We start from the raw sequence: 14,843 nt of genomic DNA on the forward strand, positions 1-14,843 counted from the left end.
CCTGCGGGCGGTGGACCTGGTTGTGGGCGGCCGGGGCGGGGGCCCGTACCACCTGGAGGGGGTTGTTGCGGGGGCTGGGCGGGGTGACGGCCCAGCCGATCGTGTCGGCCACGTCCTCGGCGGTCAGCGGGGCGTCGACGCCCGCGTAGACCTTGGCCGCCTTCTCGGTGTCGCCGCGGAAGCGCGTGGTGGCGAACTCCTCGGTCCTGACCATGCCGGGGGCCACCTCGATGACGCGGACCGGGGTGCCGACGATCTCCAGGCGCAGGGTCTCGGCCAGGACGTGCTCGCCGTGCTTGGCCGCGACGTACCCGCCGCCGCCCTCGTACGCGGACAGCGCCGCCGTCGAGGAGAGGATCACGATCGTGCCGTCGCCGCTCGCGGTGAGCGCGGGCAGCAGGGCCTGGGTGACGTTGAGCGTGCCGATCACGTTGGTCTCGTACATCTGCCGCCAGTCGGCGGGGTCTCCGGTCGCGACCGGGTCGGCCCCGAGCGCCCCGCCCGCGTTGTTGACGAGGACGGCGAGGGAGCGGAACGCGGTGGCGAACTCGTCGACCGCCGCCCGGTCGGTGACGTCCAGCGCGTACGCCGTCGCCTGGTGGCCGGCCTCGGTGAGCTCGGCGGCCAGCGCCTCGATGCGGTCCTTGCGGCGGGCGGTCAGCACGACGCGGAAGCCTTCGGCGGCCAGGGTGCGGGCGGTCGCGGCGCCGATGCCGCTGCTCGCGCCGGTGACGACGGCGATGGGGGTGGCGGCCATGGCGGATCTCCTCGGGCGGCTGCTGATCGGGTACGGGGCAAGGATAGGCAGGCGCCTCCGGGAGGGCCGCCGGCCCCGTCATCATGGTCAGGTGATCGTCGAACGCGCCTACGCCCATGTGTACGACCCCGACCCGGACGCCTGGCCGTGGACCGTGCCCGGTGTGCGGCAGTTCCTCGCCGAGGGGCTGCGGTTCCGGGCCCCGGTGACCTTCCTCGTCGGCGAGAACGGCTCGGGGAAGTCGACGCTGGTCGAGGCCCTGGCCGAGGGGTTCGGGCTGGACTCGTACGGCGGTTCCGCCGACTGGAAGTACGCCACCTCGCGGGGCAAGTCCGTGCTCGGGGAACGCGTCCGCTTCGACGCCGCGCCCCGGGGGCGGCGGATGGTCGGCAGCCGGGCCGCGCGCAAGGGGTTCTTCCTGCGGGCGGAGACCGCCCTCGACGCGTTGGAGCGGGAGAGTCTGGATCCGGACTCCCGCAGCCACGGGGAGGGGTTCCTCGCCGCGTTCCGGGAGAAGTTCACGGTGCCGGGGCTCTACGTCCTGGACGAGCCCGAGGCCGCGCTCTCCTTCGCCTCGTGCCTCGAACTGCTGGGCCACCTGGACCAGTTGGTCAAAGCGGGCGGCCAGGTGGTGTGCGCCACCCACTCACCGCTGCTCACCGCGCTGCCGGGTGCCGACATCGTGCAGCTGGGGGAGGGCGGCATGGAGCGGGTGCGCTGGGCGGATCTGGAGCTCGTCGACCACTGGCGCCGCTACCTCGCCGACCCGCAGGCCTACCTGCGCCACATTCTCGGCTGAGCGCCGGCTCCGCCCGGCTCTACGCCGGTGTGCCCCCGAACTCGCGGACCGCCTCGGACACGATCGTCTCCAGGTGACCGTGGTGGGCGCCGCGCCAGTACACCCGGGAGCACTCCGTGCACTGGGCGAACACGTCGTACGCCTGCTGCGTGCCGTGCTCCAGCAGCCCGCTCACGGAGTCCTTCGCGGCCCCGGCCAGGGTGCCGTTGCACGCGGTGCAGCGGGTCCACGGGGCCAGGACCGGAGCGAAGCGGCCGAGGACGTCGCGGAGCTGCTCCTTGGGGCGGTCGCTGTAGACGTACGCCCCCGCCCACAGCTCCCGGCGGCGCAGCAGCCCGCGGTCCCGGGAGAGCAGGACGCGCCGCTCGCGCGCGGAGAGGGCGGCCAGGGCGGGGTCGCCGATGTCCTCGCTCTCGTACGCCGCGTCGACGCCCAGGAGCCGCAGCCGGCGGGCCAGCGTGCCGAGGTGGACGTCCAGGAGGAAGCGCAGGGGTGCGCCGGGTACCCGCTGCGGGCGTTCCACGGCGCGTACGTCGACGTGTTCGCCGGGTCCGGGTACGTGCGAGCGGGCCACCGGACCGCCGTTCACCAGCAGCGTTCCGGCCTCGGTGAGCGGGATGCCGAGGGACTCGATGACATGGCCGAGGGTCGAGGAGCCGTCCGTGACGAGGGGCGTGGGCCCGCCGCGTCGGTCGTGCGGGACGAAGAGCCGCAGCTCAGGGGCTACTTCGAGGGTGATCTCGGGTCCGTTCACCCGGTCAGGATGCCACCGGGGCGGGACGGCCTGCCAGGGATTTGGCCGGGGTGCGGCGGGGCGCGCGGGTGTGCGTCCTGGCCGGCTCAGTGCGGGGCGAACGCCGTCGGGGGCACGCCCACCGTCGCGGTGAAGTCCCGGACGAGGTGGGCCTGGTCGCTGTAGCCGAGGTCCGCCGCGAGCCGCGCCCAGTCGACGGCCGGCCCGGATGCGGCGGCCTCCAGCGCCTCGTGGATGCGGTAGCGGAGGAGACCCACTTGGGGCCGACGCCGACGTACGCGGAGAAGAGCCGTTGCAGGGAGCGGGCGGAGAGCCCGGCGTCCCGGGCGAGCGCTTCGACGCGGAGCACGGTGCGGTCCGTGCGCACCCGGTCGACGACGGCCATCGCGAGGGTCGCCCGGGGATCGGGGCGCGGCTCCAGGGCCAGCAGGAAGGCGTCCAGCGCCGCGACGCGCGCGTCCTCGTCGTCCGGGCCGAGGACCGCGTCGACGGGCGGCGGCAGCCGCAGCACCTCGGCGGCGTCGGCGCGCACGCCGGTCCAGTCGGAGACCGGGCGCCCGGGCGTGAACGGGCGGAAGCCGCCGGGCCGGAACTGCACCCCGCAGACCCGGCCGCGCCCGGCCAGCTTCCGGGTGAAGAGCCCGGGATCGACGCCCGCGACCTCGGCGTACCCGGACCGCTCCCGGGGGCTGTCCCCGTCCTCGTACCGCTGGAGCACCAGGTTCACCGACGGGTGCGGGACGACGTGCGCGGCGTACGGCTCGGTGAGGTCCCAGTCGATCAGCCAGTAGTGCTCCAGGTACGGACGCAGCGCGGCGGCGGGCTCGCGGCGGCGGAAGCGTACGTGGGCGAAGAGGTCCGGGGCGTCGACGATGCCCCGGGTGTCGCGGCGGGGTCCGGCAGCCATGACCACGACTTTAGAGGGGCTCCGGACCCCTGTCGTGTTTCTTCAAGACGCGGGCGGCGGGGCGGCGCAGGGTGGGGGCATGACTCAGACGATCGGTGAACTGCTGGAGACCGCCGCGGACCGGGCCCTGCCCGTGGTGCGGGGGATCGACGACGGGCAACTGGGCGGCCCCACGCCCTGCGCCGAGTACGACGTACGGGCGCTGCTGAACCACCTGTTCCTGGTGGTCGTGAACTTCCAGGCCCTCGCGGCCCGCGAGGACGTGGATTTCGGTCAGGACCGGACTTCGTGGCGGACGGCGACTGGCGGGTCAGGTTCGGCGAGGAGACCGCCCGCCTGGTGGAGGCGTGGAGCATGCCGGGCGTCGAGGAGGGCACGACGGGGCAGATGGGGCTGCCGGCCCGGACGGTGGGACTCATGGTGCTGGGCGACCTGACGGTGCACGCCTGGGACCTGGCGCGGGCGACCGGCGGGGACTTCGTGCCGGAGCCGAGTGTGCTCGACGAGGTGGGCCCGGGGCTCGCGGAGATGGCTCCGCAGGCCCGGGAGATGAAGGTGTTCGGCGAGCCGTTCCCGGTCCCGGAGACCGCTACCGCCTTCGAACGCCTGCTGGCCGTGACGGGCCGCGACCCGGGGTGGACGCCGGGCGGGACGGCCGGGGCGACCGGGACGAGCGGGGGCTGACGGCGGCGGGCTCGGTGGGCGGTCCGGCGGGGTCCGGCGCGGCCGGGGCGTCGTAGAGGGGGCCGAGCGCGGCGTACGCGTCGTCGACGATCTCCTCGGCCAGCAGCAGCATGTCCTGCTCCGCCAGCCGGGCCGCCCGGTGGGTGTACGGGGACGGTGGCGCCGGATGCCTGCGGCGCCACCAGCAGTCGCAGGCGGCGTAGATGCCGCCGCCGAAGACGAGCACGGGGATGGACAGGGCCAGCAGAACGTCGCCCACGGCGGACCTCCTCGACGGGTCGGTGTCCTGTGCATCGGCGCGCGGGGCGGGTCGGCTGAAGACCGGCCGTCGGCCAAATATCCCTAAGGTCTGGCCGGATTCTGACCGGATGTGTGCGCGTGGGTGCGTCTGTTTGAACGCTTCGACCGACTGTGCGGCCGGGCTTGGGTGATCCGCGCCTCAGGGCCACACCAGGCAGTACGCCTGGTGCCCCGCGTCGTGCAGGCGGTGGGAGAAGTCCTGCCACTCGTGGAGCAGCTGGTAGACGTTGAACGCGTCGCGCGGGCCGCCGCGGTCGGGGACCGTGGACCAGATGAAGGCCGCCGCGCCGACCGACTCCTCGCCGACGCCGCGCAGCGGGTCCACGACGGTCATCGGGAGCTTGACCACCGCGTAGTCGGGGTGGAGGACGACCAGTTCCAGCGGGGGGACCTTGTGCAGGGGTATGCCCTGGATGCCGGTCAGGACCATGGCGGCGACCGTCTCCGGCTTGATCTTCGTGAACATGCCGCCCATGCCCAGCTCGTCACCGCCGAGCTCCTCCGGGCGCATCGAGATGGGCACCCGTGCGGCGGTGGCCCCGTCCGGCGCGCCGAAATACTTGTAGGTCACCCCCATCCCGCCCCCGCTCCTGGTCCCGGGGGGCGGCGTGCTCTCCGCGCCCCTGCTCTGGGCGCGCTCGGCCCTGCGCCGGTGCCGCCCTCGCCGGGCAGGCTCGGGCCCCAGGTCGTCGGTCCCTTCGCCCACTCCGCCACCGCGATGCATATCTCATCCACCCGACTACTTCTTAGGAGACACAGCCCCCGCCGCGCAACCCGATCATCGTGTCAGTGACCTCCCCCACGGGCGTGCGGTGAAACACCTGTCCGCAAAGACCGTCCGTGCCTCTGACACCATGGCATGGGTGAGCTTTCCCTATGACGCCCCAGTTTCGCAGACGCGAGAGCGCTGACGCTCTTTCGTGATACGAGGGGAGCGCCCTCCCTGCTCACCGGTGGCCGAGATTGTTTGGGATTTCCCGGCCAGGCCCCCCGACACCCGAATCGCAGATCAGGACCAAAGTGGCGTATCCATACGAAGCCCCAGTTTCGCAGTCGCTGTTCGACCGGGCGTCCGTCGTGACGCCCGGCGGCGTGAACTCTCCCGTGCGTGCCTTCCGGGCCGTGGGCGGTACGCCCCGGTTCATGGTGTCCGGCACCGGTCCGTACCTCACCGACGCCGACGGCCGTGAGTACGTCGACCTCGTCTGCTCGTGGGGGCCGATGATTCTCGGCCACTCTCACCCCGAGGTCATCGCCGCCGTCCAGGAGGCGGTCTCCCGCGGTACCTCCTTCGGTACGCCGGGTGAGGGCGAGGTCGCGCTCGCCGAGGAGATCGTGGCGCGGATCGAGCCCGTCGAGCAGGTGCGCCTGGTCTCCTCCGGCACCGAGGCGACCATGTCCGCGATCCGGCTGGCCCGCGGTTTCACGGGCCGGGCCAAGGTCGTGAAGTTCGCCGGCTGCTACCACGGCCACGTGGACGCGCTGCTGGCCGCCGCCGGGTCGGGCGTGGCCACCTTCGGGCTGCCCGACACCCCCGGTGTCACGGGCGCCACGGCCGGGGACACCGTCGTGCTGCCCTACAACGACCTGGACGCGGTCCGCGCCGCCTTCGCCGCGCACCCGGGCGAGATCGCCTGCGTGATCACCGAGGCATCCCCCGGCAACATGGGCGTCGTCCCGCCGGCGGACGGCTTCAACGCCGGGCTCAAGGAGCTGTGCGCGGCCAACGGCGCGCTGTACATCTCCGACGAGGTCATGACGGGCTTCCGTACGTCGAAGGCCGGCTGGTACGGCGTCGACGGCGTCCGGCCCGACCTGATGACCTTCGGCAAGGTCATGGGCGGCGGCTTCCCCGCCGCGGCCTTCGGCGGCCGCGCCGACGTGATGGCGCACCTGGCCCCGGCCGGCCCGGTCTACCAGGCGGGCACCCTCTCCGGGAACCCGGTCGCCACCGCCGCCGGCCTCGCCCAGCTGCGACTGCTGGACGACGCGGCGTACGCGAAGATCGACGCGGTCTCCGCCGAACTGCGCTCCCTGGTGGGCGACGCGCTCACCAAGGAAGGCGTGGCACACACCGTCTCCGCCGCGAGCAACATGTTCTCCGTCTTCTTCACGGACCAGCCGGTCCGGAACTACGACGACGCCAAGCAGCAGGACGTCTTCCGCTTCACCGCGTTCTTCCACTCCATGCTGGAGCAGGGCGTCTACCTGCCGCCCTCGGCGTTCGAGTCCTGGTTCGTCTCGACGGCCCACGACGAGCGGGCGATCGAGCGCATCGCCGCCGCCCTGCCCGCCGCCGCCCGCGCCGCATCGGAGGCCACCGCATGAGTGAGAAGGCCCCCCACTCCGAAGGCGTGAACCGCGACGAGCAGCTGACCGTGGTGCACGTGGTCCGGCACGGCGAGGTGCACAACCCGGACGGCGTGCTCTACGGCCGCCGCCCCGGCTACCACCTCTCCGACCTGGGCCGGAAGATGGCCGACCGGGTCGCCGAGCACCTGGAGAAGCGCGACATCACCCATGTCGTCGCCTCCCCGCTGGAGCGCGCCCAGGAAACCGCCGACCCCATCGCCCAGGCACACGGCCTGGACCTGGCGACCGATGCCCGGCTGATCGAGGCCGCCAACGTCTTCGAGGGCAAGACCTTCGGCGTCGGCGACGGGGCGCTGCGCAAGCCGGACAACTGGAAGCACCTCACCAACCCGTTCAAGCCGTCCTGGGGTGAGCCGTACATCGAGCAGGTCGTCCGGATGATGAGCGCGATCGACACGGCCCGGGACGCGGCGCGCGGGCACGAGGCGGTCTGCGTCAGCCACCAGTTGCCCATCTGGATCCTGCGGTCCTTCGTGGAGCGCCGCCGGCTGTGGCACGACCCGCGCAAGCGGCAGTGCACCCTGGCCTCGCTGACCAGCTTCACCTACCGGGGCGACCGCATCGTCTCGGTCGGCTACTCGGAGCCGGCCCGGGACCTGGTGCCCGTGCACCTGCTGGCCGGGGCCAAGCCGGTGAAGGGCAAGGCCGCGAAGGGGCAGTCCAAGGCGTTCGGGGCGTAGCCCGACGCCGCGGGACGGGACGACGACAGGACGAGACGGACCCACGGGACCGGCTGCCGCACACCGCGGCGGCGGGCCCCGTCCCCTTTCCCGTACCAGCTAACGATGAGTTAGGTTAGGCTAAGCTAACTTGCCCCCAGGCGGGTAGGCCTACGGCCCTTGCCGGGCCCTGCCGGTTCCCGTGGGGCTCGTCGTGGTCACGGACGCCTGCGACGAAACGGTGGAACGATGATCCGTACTGCGGCGGACGCCGCCCCCCGCCCGGCCACCGGCCCCCGGATGGCCCGGCTCGCCCGGCAGCTCGAAGCCGCCCGGGACGCCGCCGCCCGTACCGCCCTGACCGAGGCGTTCTGGGGCGAGGCCGCCCGCACCGGCACCCCGCTCGTCGAAACGCTCGACGACGCCCCCGGCCACCGCGCCGTCACCTTCCTCTGGCGCGGCCACCGCGCGACCCGCCAGGTCCTCCTGATGGCGACCGGCATCGGCGACCGCGACCGGCCGGCCGACAGCCTCCTCCACCACCTCCCGGGCACCGACATCTGGTATCTCGGCTACCGGCTGCGCGCCGACCACCGCGGGTCCTACCGCCTGGTGGCCGACGTCTCGCACGGTCCCGCGCCCGCCGATCCCGTACGGCTCCAGCGGCGGCTGACCGCACTGATGGCGCACGGGGTGGCCGACCCGCTCAACCCCCGCCGCCTGCCGGTGCGCTGGCGCTCGGTGGAGAGCTCGGTGTTCGCCCTGCCGGAGGCCCCGCCCCAGCCGTGGACCGGCCGCCGGGACGGCATCCGGCGGGGGACCGTCGAGCGGCACACCGTCACCGGCCACGCCCTGGGCGAGGAGCGCGAGGTGTGGGCGTACCTCCCACCGGAGGGGGTGGGCCTTCCACCGGAACACGCCAGCGGCGGCGGTGACGGCGGCCCGCTGCCCGTGCTCGTGCTCTGCGACGGCGACATGTGGTTCGGGGGGGGGGGCCTCCCCGACACGCTGGACGCCCTGATCGCCGACGGGGCGCTGCCGCCGCTCGTCGTCCTCGCCCCGGACGCCGTCGACGCCGCGACCCGACGGCGCGACCTGGGCGGGCGGGAGGCCTTCGCCGCCTTCCTCGCCGAGGAGCTGCTGCCGTGGGCGCGCGCCCGGTGGCCGCTGACCGCCGACGCGGACCGGACCGTCGTAGCCGGGCAGGGGTCCGGCGGGACGGCGGCGCTGTACGCCGGTCTCACCCGGCCCGAACGGTTCGGCCGGGTCCTCGCCCAGTCGCCCTCGCCGGGCTGGAGCCCCGAGGGCGGAACGTACGGCGGCGAAGGGCCGGACCCCGCCCCCGTCGTCCACCTCGGCCTCGGCCTGCACGACGGGGCCGCCGCACTCGGACACGGCGAGGCCCTCGTCCCGCTGCTGCGCGCCCGGGGGCACCGCGTCCTCCGCACCGTCCACAACGGCGGCCGCGACCACGCCTGCTGGCAGGGGCTGCTGGCCGACGCCCTGGTGGAGGCCTTCCGGGAGGGGCGGCCGGTGGACGGGGCTCCCGCCCGCGCATGAGTTCGACGATCCAGGGAAGCCGCCCTGTCGGCCGCCGCCTCACCGATCGGTGACCGGCCGATGGGTGACCAGGCGATCGCTGACCCGCCCGCCGACAGCAGAACTGCGGAGGGCCTCTCCCGCGTCCCCCACATCAGGGCTGCTCGTAGATGCGTGCGGGCACCGTACGGGCGTCGCACCAAGACCGGCCGGGCGGTCGCAAGGTAAAGCGTAAAGAAAGTCCCCAAATGCACGGAACCGACGTGTTACGCGCCTCATCTAACCCTTCAGTAGTTTGTATGGTCTTGAGATAAAACGACCGCAGATGGGGACGGTATGCGCGACATCAATCGAAGGGGCCTGCTCGGCGCGGGACTCGGGGCCGCAGCCGCGATCGGACTCGCCGGCTGTGGCACCTCGGGCTCCTCCGGTGACGGAGGGTCCGGCCAGGGCGGCAAGGGTGACTCCGGTACCGGCGGCAACGGCAGCGGAAACGGTTCGCCGAAGAACAAGGTCCGGCTGATCGGCGACGGCTCGACCGCCGACACCGGCAAGCAGCCCCACCAGCCGGACGCGCCCGTCCCGCTCGAACCCGGCCAGAAGCCCCCGCAGTTCGTGATCTTTTCCTGGGACGGCGCGGGCGAGGTCGGCAACGGGCTCTTCCCGCGCTTTCTCGAACTCGCCAAGGAACACGACGCGGCGATGACGTTCTTCCTCTCCGGGATCTATCTGCTGCCCGAGTCGAAGAAATCCCTCTACCGCCCGCCGAACAACCCTCGCGGCGCCTCCGACATCGGCTATCTCACCGACGATCACGTCAAGGACACGCTGAAGTACGTACGGCAGGCATGGCTGGACGGCCATGAGATCGGCACCCACTTCAACGGGCATTTCTGCGGCGGTTCCGGATCCGTGGAGCGCTGGACGCCGGCCCAATGGCACAGCGAGATCAATCAGGCTGTGTCGTTCGTCACGGAATGGCGGACGAACACCGGCTGGGAGAACGAGGACCCGCTTCCGTTCGACTATCGCAAGGAACTGGTCGGCGGCCGCACCCCCTGCCTGCTCGGCCAGGACAATCTCCTGCCGACCGCGAGCAAGCTGGGCTGGCGCTACGACGCCAGCTCGCCCGGCGGCCGCCAGACCTGGCCCGTCAAGCGCGGCGGCGTCTGGGACCTGCCGCTGCAGGCGATGCCGTTCCCCGGGCACTCCTTCGAGGTGCTCTCGATGGACTACAACATCCTCGCCAACCAGTCGCAGAATTCGACCAAGGGCATGCCCGCGCGTTATCCCGGCTGGCGGCAGCAGGCGACCGACGCCTATCTCGCCGGATTCCAGCGCGCCTACGAGTCGAATCGCGCGCCCTTCTACATCGGCAACCACTTCGAGGAGTGGAACGGCGGCATCTATATGGACGCCGTGGAAGAAGTGATCAAGAAGGTCGCGGACAAGGACGACGTGCGTCTCGTCTCGTTCCGGCAGTACGTCGACTGGCTCGACGCCCAGGATCCCGCCGTCCTCGCCAAGCTCCGGACACTGGACGTCGGACAGGCGCCCGCCGGCGGCTGGAACTCCTTCTTTAAACAGGCTTGACAAGGGGCTTTACGGGCACCGAGGGGGGCGCGCAGATCGCCGGAAACTGCCATGCGAAACTTTTCACATGAGCTTTGGCCGCGCGTCCCGACGCCGCTTCACCCTGCTCGCCGCCACCGCCGTGGCCGGTGCCCTGACGCTGACCGCGTGCGGCGACGGCAACAAGGCCGGGGGCGGCGGCAACACCAACTTCGTCACCGGCAGCGGAGGAATCTCCACCGTCGCGAAGAGCGACCGGGTGGCCGCGCCGAAGCTCGACGGCAACAGCCTGGAGGGCAAGCCGCTCGACCTCGCCGACTACAGGGGCAAGGTCGTCGTGCTGAACGTCTGGGGCTCCTGGTGCGGCCCCTGCCGGCTGGAGGCGAAGTACTTCGCGAAGGTCTCCGAGGCGACGAAGGACCAGGGCGTCCAGTTCGTCGGGATAAACACCCGGGATCCCGAGCGGGACAAGGCGATCAACTTCGAGAAGGACTACGGGGTGAAGTACCCCAGCTTCTACGACCCGATCGGCAAGCTCATCCTCCGCTTCCCCAAGGGCACCCTGAACCCGCAGGCCATCCCGTCCACCGTGGTCATCGACCGGGACGGGAAGATCGCGGCCCGCACGCTCCAGGCGCTGAACGGGGACGAGCTGCGCGAGATGATCGACCCGATCATCGCGGAGAAGTGATCCGGTGATCCCCCTCGCCGCTCACGAGACCGTCACGCTGGCCTCGACGAACAGCACCGTCCTGTCCGGGGCGCTGCTGGCCGCTCTGCCGCTCGCCCTGCTGGCCGGTCTCATCTCCTTCTTCTCACCGTGCGTCCTGCCGCTGGTGCCCGGTTATCTGAGTTACGTCACCGGAATCAGCGGCACCGACCTGGCGGACGCGCGCCGGGGCCGGGTGGTGGCCGGCGCCTCGCTGTTCGTCCTCGGCTTCACCGTCGTGTTCGCCTCCACCGGCGCGCTCTTCGGCTACTTCGGCCAAGAGCTCCAGATGCACGCCGAGGTGCTCAACAAGGTCCTCGGCGTGCTGATGATCCTCATGGGCGTCTTCTTCATGGGGCTCCTGCCGGGCGTGACCCAGCGCGAGTTCCGCTTCCACAAGCGGCCGGTGACCGGTCTGGCCGGAGCGCCGCTGCTCGGCGCCCTGTTCGGGATCGGCTGGACCCCGTGCATCGGCCCGACGCTCTCCTCCGTGCTGGCGCTCTCGACCCAGAGCGCCACCGCCGGACGTGGCGCGATACTGACCGTCGCGTACTGTCTCGGTCTCGGTGTCCCGTTCGTCCTCGCCGCGGTCGCCTTCCGCAAGGCGCTCGGCGCGTTCGGCTGGGTCAAGCGCCACTACGCATGGGTGATGCGGATCGGCGGCGGCATGATGATCGTGACCGGAATCCTGCTGCTGACCGGTGCGTGGGCCACGCTCATGCAGCACATGCAGAGCTGGTCCAGCGGCTTCGTTGTAGGGATCTGAGTCCAATGAGCAAGGCGAACAGCACGCGGACGCGCGAGCGCGCGGACGAGCACGAGCAGGGCTCCGCCCACGGTGCGGCCGGCGAGCAGCTCTCCACCGCGCCCCGCGAGGAGCGCCCCGAGACCGGGGCGGGCGTGCCCGCGATGAGCGTGATCGGCTGGGTGCGCTGGTTCTGGCGCCAGCTCACCTCGATGCGGGTGGCGCTGATCCTGCTCTTCCTGCTCTCCCTCGGGGCGATCCCGGGGTCGCTGATCCCGCAGACCAGCGTCGACGACATGAAGGTGCAGGCCTTCAAGGACCGGCACACCACGCTCACCCCGGTCTACGAGGCGCTCCAGCTCTTCGACGTCTACAGCTCGGTGTGGTTCTCCGCGATCTACATCCTGCTGTTCGTCTCGCTCATCGGCTGCATCGTGCCGCGCACCGGCCAGTTCGTCGGCCAGCTCCGCAGCCGCCCGCCGGGCGCGCCGAAGCGGCTGACCAGGCTGCCCGCGTACACCACTTGGCGCACCGAGGCCGAGCCCGAGGAGGTCCGCGAGGCGGCCCTCGCCCTCCTGCGGGGGCGGCGCTTCCGCGGCCACGAGGTGGGCGACGCGGTCGCCGCCGAGAAGGGCTACCTCCGCGAGGCCGGGAACCTGGTCTTCCACATCGCCCTCATCGTGATGCTGGTGGCCTTCGCCTCCGGGCAGCTCTTCAAGTCCGAGGGCGGCAAGCTGGTCGTCGAGGGCGACGGCTTCTCCAACACGCTCACCCAGTACGACGACTTCAAGTCGGGCTCGCTCTACGACTCCGACTCGCTGGCCCCGTTCAGCTTCGTGCTCGACGAGTTCGTGGGTACGTACGAGAAGAGCGGCCCGCAGCGCGGCACCCCGCGCACCTTCGAGGCCCGCGTGACGTACAACGAGGGGGCCGACGGCGCGGAGCGCAAGGGCGTCATCAAGGTCAACGAACCGCTCGTCGTCGACGGCACCAAGGTCTATCTGATCGCCCACGGCTACGCACCCGTCGTCACCGTCCGGGACGGCAAGGGCAAGGTCGTCTCGAAGTCCGCCGTGCCGCTCCTGCCGATCGACAACAACATCACCTCGTCCGGCGCGATCAAGGTGATGGACGGCTACAAGGACAAGGACGGCAAGAAGACCCAGCTGGGCTTCAAGGCGTTCTTCGTGCCGACCTTCGCCGGTCACGGCAAGGGCCAGATGTTCTCGCAGTTCCCCGCCCTGGACTTCCCCGTGCTGGCGCTCAGCGCCTACCAGGGATCGCTCGGCGTCGACTCCGGGCTCGCGCAGAACGTCTACCAGCTCGACACGTCCAAGATGAAGGAGTTCAAGGACAAGGACGGCGAGCTGCTCAAGAAGCTGCTGATGCCCGGCGAGAAGCTGGACCTGCCCGACGGCGCCGGTTCCATCACCTACGAGGGCACCGAGGAGTGGGCCAGCTTCCAGGTCTCGCAGCAGCCGGGCACCGGCTGGGCGCTCGGCGGAGCCGTCGCCGCCATCGCCGGACTCGCCGGATCGCTGTTCATCCAGCGACGCCGGGTGTGGGTGCGGGCGGTCCGGGGCGCCGACGGCGTCACGGTCGTGGAGATGGCGGGCCTGGGCCGCAGCGAGTCCGCGAAGCTCCCCGAGGAACTGGGCGACCTCTCGGCCGCCCTCGTCACCACGGCGCCCGTCGCCCCCGCCGCGCCGGAGAAACCCGCGGCGTCCACGTCCACGGACGGGGACGCACCCGATGCCACCAACGAGGCCGGGAGCCGGCCCGTACATCCTGCCGAAGCACCTGCCGAAGGGGCTGAGAAGTGAATCTCGCCGCCGCAACCAACGAGAGCCTGGCGCACACCAGCAATGTGCTGATCTATTCGTCGATGGCCGTCTACACCCTGGCGTTCTTCGCGCACATCGCGGAGTGGGTCTTCGGCAGCCGCAGCAAGGTCGGCCGCACGGCCGCCGCGCTGTCCACCTCCTCGGCCACAGCCTCCGCCGCCGCCCCCGCGGTGAAGGCGCAGGCCGGCGGCACGGCCGTGCTGGAGCGGCCCGAGGTCATCACCCGCAACGCCGCCGGCACACGTGACGTGCCCGACGGCCCGGGCGCGGCGGGCGGCACGTTCAAGGGTGACCTGTACGGCCGGATCGCGGTCTCGCTGACCGTGGTGGCCTTCCTCGTCCAGGCGGGCGGGGTCCTCACCCGCGCCCTGTCCGTGCAGCGGGCCCCCTGGGCCAACATGTACGAGTTCTCCATCACCTTCTCCACCGTGGTGGTCGGCTCCTACCTGGTGCTCCTCGCACTGAAGAAGAACGTCCGCTGGATCGGCCTCCCGCTGGTCACCACCGTCCTGCTGGACCTCGGCATCGCGGTCACCACGCTCTACACCGACAGCGACCAGCTGGTGCCCGCGCTGCACTCGTACTGGCTGTGGATCCACGTCTCGACGGCGATCCTCTGCGGCGCGGTCTTCTACCTCGGCGCGGTCGGCACGATCCTCTACCTCTTCCGCGACAGCTACGAGAACAAGCTCGCCTCCGGCGGCACCCCGGGCAAGTTCGCCGCCTCGGTGATGGAGCGGCTGCCCGCGGCCGCCTCGCTGGACAAGTTCTCGTACCGGATCAACGCGGCCGTCTTCCCGCTGTGGACGTTCACGATCATCGCGGGCGCGATCTGGGCGGGCGACGCCTGGGGCCGGTACTGGGGCTGGGATCCCAAGGAGGTCTGGTCCTTCATCACCTGGGTCGCCTACGCCGCCTACCTGCACGCCCGCGCCACCGCCGGCTGGAAGGGCCGCAAGGCCGCCTACCTGGCGCTCGTCGCCTTCGCCTGCTGGCTGTTCAACTACTACGGCGTGAACATCTTCGTCTCCGGCCTGCACTCCTACGCCGGGGTCTGAGCCCGCGACGCACGGCACACCGAGGCGCGGGGCGGCCGCGGGGGGCCCGGGGGGGGGGGGGGGGGGGGGGGGGGGGGGGACGGCGAGGGGGCGACACCCAGCAGAGGCGGGGAGGGCAGCAGCCAACACAAGCGGGGGTCCGG

Annotated in this window: 13 protein-coding genes and 2 pseudogenes; 10 read left to right on the top strand and 5 right to left on the bottom strand. The window is 71.8% G+C overall.

Translation table 11 applies throughout. The annotated features are described in order from the left end of the window. Positions 1 to 7 precede the first annotated feature (7 nt). Positions 8 to 757, bottom strand: a pseudogene (locus tag JS521_RS01225) (SDR family oxidoreductase); the annotation flags it as partial. Between the two features lie 91 nt (positions 758 to 848). On the opposite strand from JS521_RS01225, the gene JS521_RS01230 reads away from it, so the two are divergent. Continuing rightward, a complete protein-coding gene (locus tag JS521_RS01230) occupies positions 849 to 1,556 on the top strand; it encodes an AAA family ATPase (RefSeq protein WP_205080898.1) in 708 nt (235 codons plus the stop codon). Between the two features lie 19 nt (positions 1,557 to 1,575). On the opposite strand, the gene JS521_RS01235 is transcribed toward JS521_RS01230, so the two are convergent. Together JS521_RS01235 and JS521_RS01240 are read right to left on the bottom strand one after the other, a co-directional pair. Further along, positions 1,576 to 2,310 (bottom strand): Mut7-C RNAse domain-containing protein, encoded by a 735-nt coding sequence (locus JS521_RS01235; RefSeq protein WP_205080837.1) that lies wholly within the window; start codon positions 2,308 to 2,310, stop codon positions 1,576 to 1,578. Positions 2,311 to 2,396: 86 nt separating this feature from the next. Beyond that, positions 2,397 to 3,217: pseudogene (locus JS521_RS01240) on the bottom strand (DUF6597 domain-containing transcriptional factor). Between the two features lie 79 nt (positions 3,218 to 3,296). On the opposite strand from JS521_RS01240, the gene JS521_RS37430 reads away from it, so the two are divergent. Beyond that, positions 3,297 to 3,653, top strand: a complete 357-nt coding sequence (locus tag JS521_RS37430) for a maleylpyruvate isomerase N-terminal domain-containing protein (protein ID WP_205080838.1) — start codon at positions 3,297 to 3,299, stop codon at positions 3,651 to 3,653. Positions 3,654 to 3,806: 153 nt separating this feature from the next. Here the strand turns inward: JS521_RS37430 and JS521_RS01250 are convergent, their stop codons facing one another. Together JS521_RS01250 and JS521_RS01255 are read right to left on the bottom strand one after the other, a co-directional pair. After that, positions 3,807 to 4,160, bottom strand: a complete 354-nt coding sequence (locus JS521_RS01250; protein WP_205080839.1) for a hypothetical protein — start codon at positions 4,158 to 4,160, stop codon at positions 3,807 to 3,809. Between the two features lie 180 nt (positions 4,161 to 4,340). Continuing rightward, positions 4,341 to 4,925 carry a hypothetical protein gene (locus tag JS521_RS01255; protein WP_073780093.1) on the bottom strand — a complete coding sequence of 195 codons (585 nt, stop codon included), beginning with the start codon at positions 4,923 to 4,925 and terminating at the stop codon, positions 4,341 to 4,343. A gap of 332 nt (positions 4,926 to 5,257) precedes the next feature. Here JS521_RS01255 and hemL point away from each other — a divergent pair, with 332 nt between their 5' ends. The 8 genes from hemL to ccsB all read left to right on the top strand — a co-directional run bounded on the left by hemL (position 5,258) and on the right by ccsB (position 14,700). Then, a complete protein-coding gene (gene hemL / locus JS521_RS01260) occupies positions 5,258 to 6,529 on the top strand; it encodes a glutamate-1-semialdehyde 2,1-aminomutase (protein WP_205080899.1) in 1,272 nt (423 codons plus the stop codon). Next, positions 6,526 to 7,254, top strand: coding sequence for a histidine phosphatase family protein (locus tag JS521_RS01265; RefSeq protein ID WP_205080840.1), 729 nt, complete (start codon positions 6,526 to 6,528; stop codon positions 7,252 to 7,254). The genes hemL and JS521_RS01265 overlap by 4 nt, the downstream gene beginning before the upstream one ends. Before the next feature lie 228 nt (positions 7,255 to 7,482). Then, positions 7,483 to 8,793, top strand: coding sequence for an enterochelin esterase domain-containing protein (locus JS521_RS01270; RefSeq protein ID WP_239486615.1), 1,311 nt, complete (start codon positions 7,483 to 7,485; stop codon positions 8,791 to 8,793). A 315-nt stretch (positions 8,794 to 9,108) separates the two neighbouring features. After that, positions 9,109 to 10,365, top strand: coding sequence for a polysaccharide deacetylase family protein (locus JS521_RS01275; protein WP_205080841.1), 1,257 nt, complete (start codon positions 9,109 to 9,111; stop codon positions 10,363 to 10,365). Between the two features lie 67 nt (positions 10,366 to 10,432). After that, on the top strand, positions 10,433 to 11,035 hold the full coding sequence (locus JS521_RS01280; RefSeq protein ID WP_205080842.1) for a TlpA family protein disulfide reductase: 603 nt from the start codon (positions 10,433 to 10,435) through the stop codon (positions 11,033 to 11,035). Positions 11,036 to 11,039: 4 nt separating this feature from the next. Further along, complete coding sequence (locus JS521_RS01285; RefSeq protein WP_205080843.1) at positions 11,040 to 11,819, top strand: cytochrome c biogenesis CcdA family protein; 780 nt, start codon at positions 11,040 to 11,042, stop codon at positions 11,817 to 11,819. A 5-nt stretch (positions 11,820 to 11,824) separates the two neighbouring features. Further along, positions 11,825 to 13,621 (top strand): cytochrome c biogenesis protein ResB, encoded by a 1,797-nt coding sequence (gene resB / locus JS521_RS01290; RefSeq protein ID WP_205080844.1) that lies wholly within the window; start codon positions 11,825 to 11,827, stop codon positions 13,619 to 13,621. Beyond that, entirely contained in the window at positions 13,618 to 14,700 is a 1,083-nt protein-coding gene (gene ccsB / locus JS521_RS01295; protein ID WP_205080845.1) for a c-type cytochrome biogenesis protein CcsB, read from the top strand. The genes resB and ccsB overlap by 4 nt, the downstream gene beginning before the upstream one ends. Positions 14,701 to 14,843 lie beyond the last annotated feature (143 nt).

Source organism: Streptomyces durocortorensis, from assembly GCF_016901035.1.
Lineage (GTDB): Bacteria > Actinomycetota > Actinomycetes > Streptomycetales > Streptomycetaceae > Streptomyces > Streptomyces durocortorensis.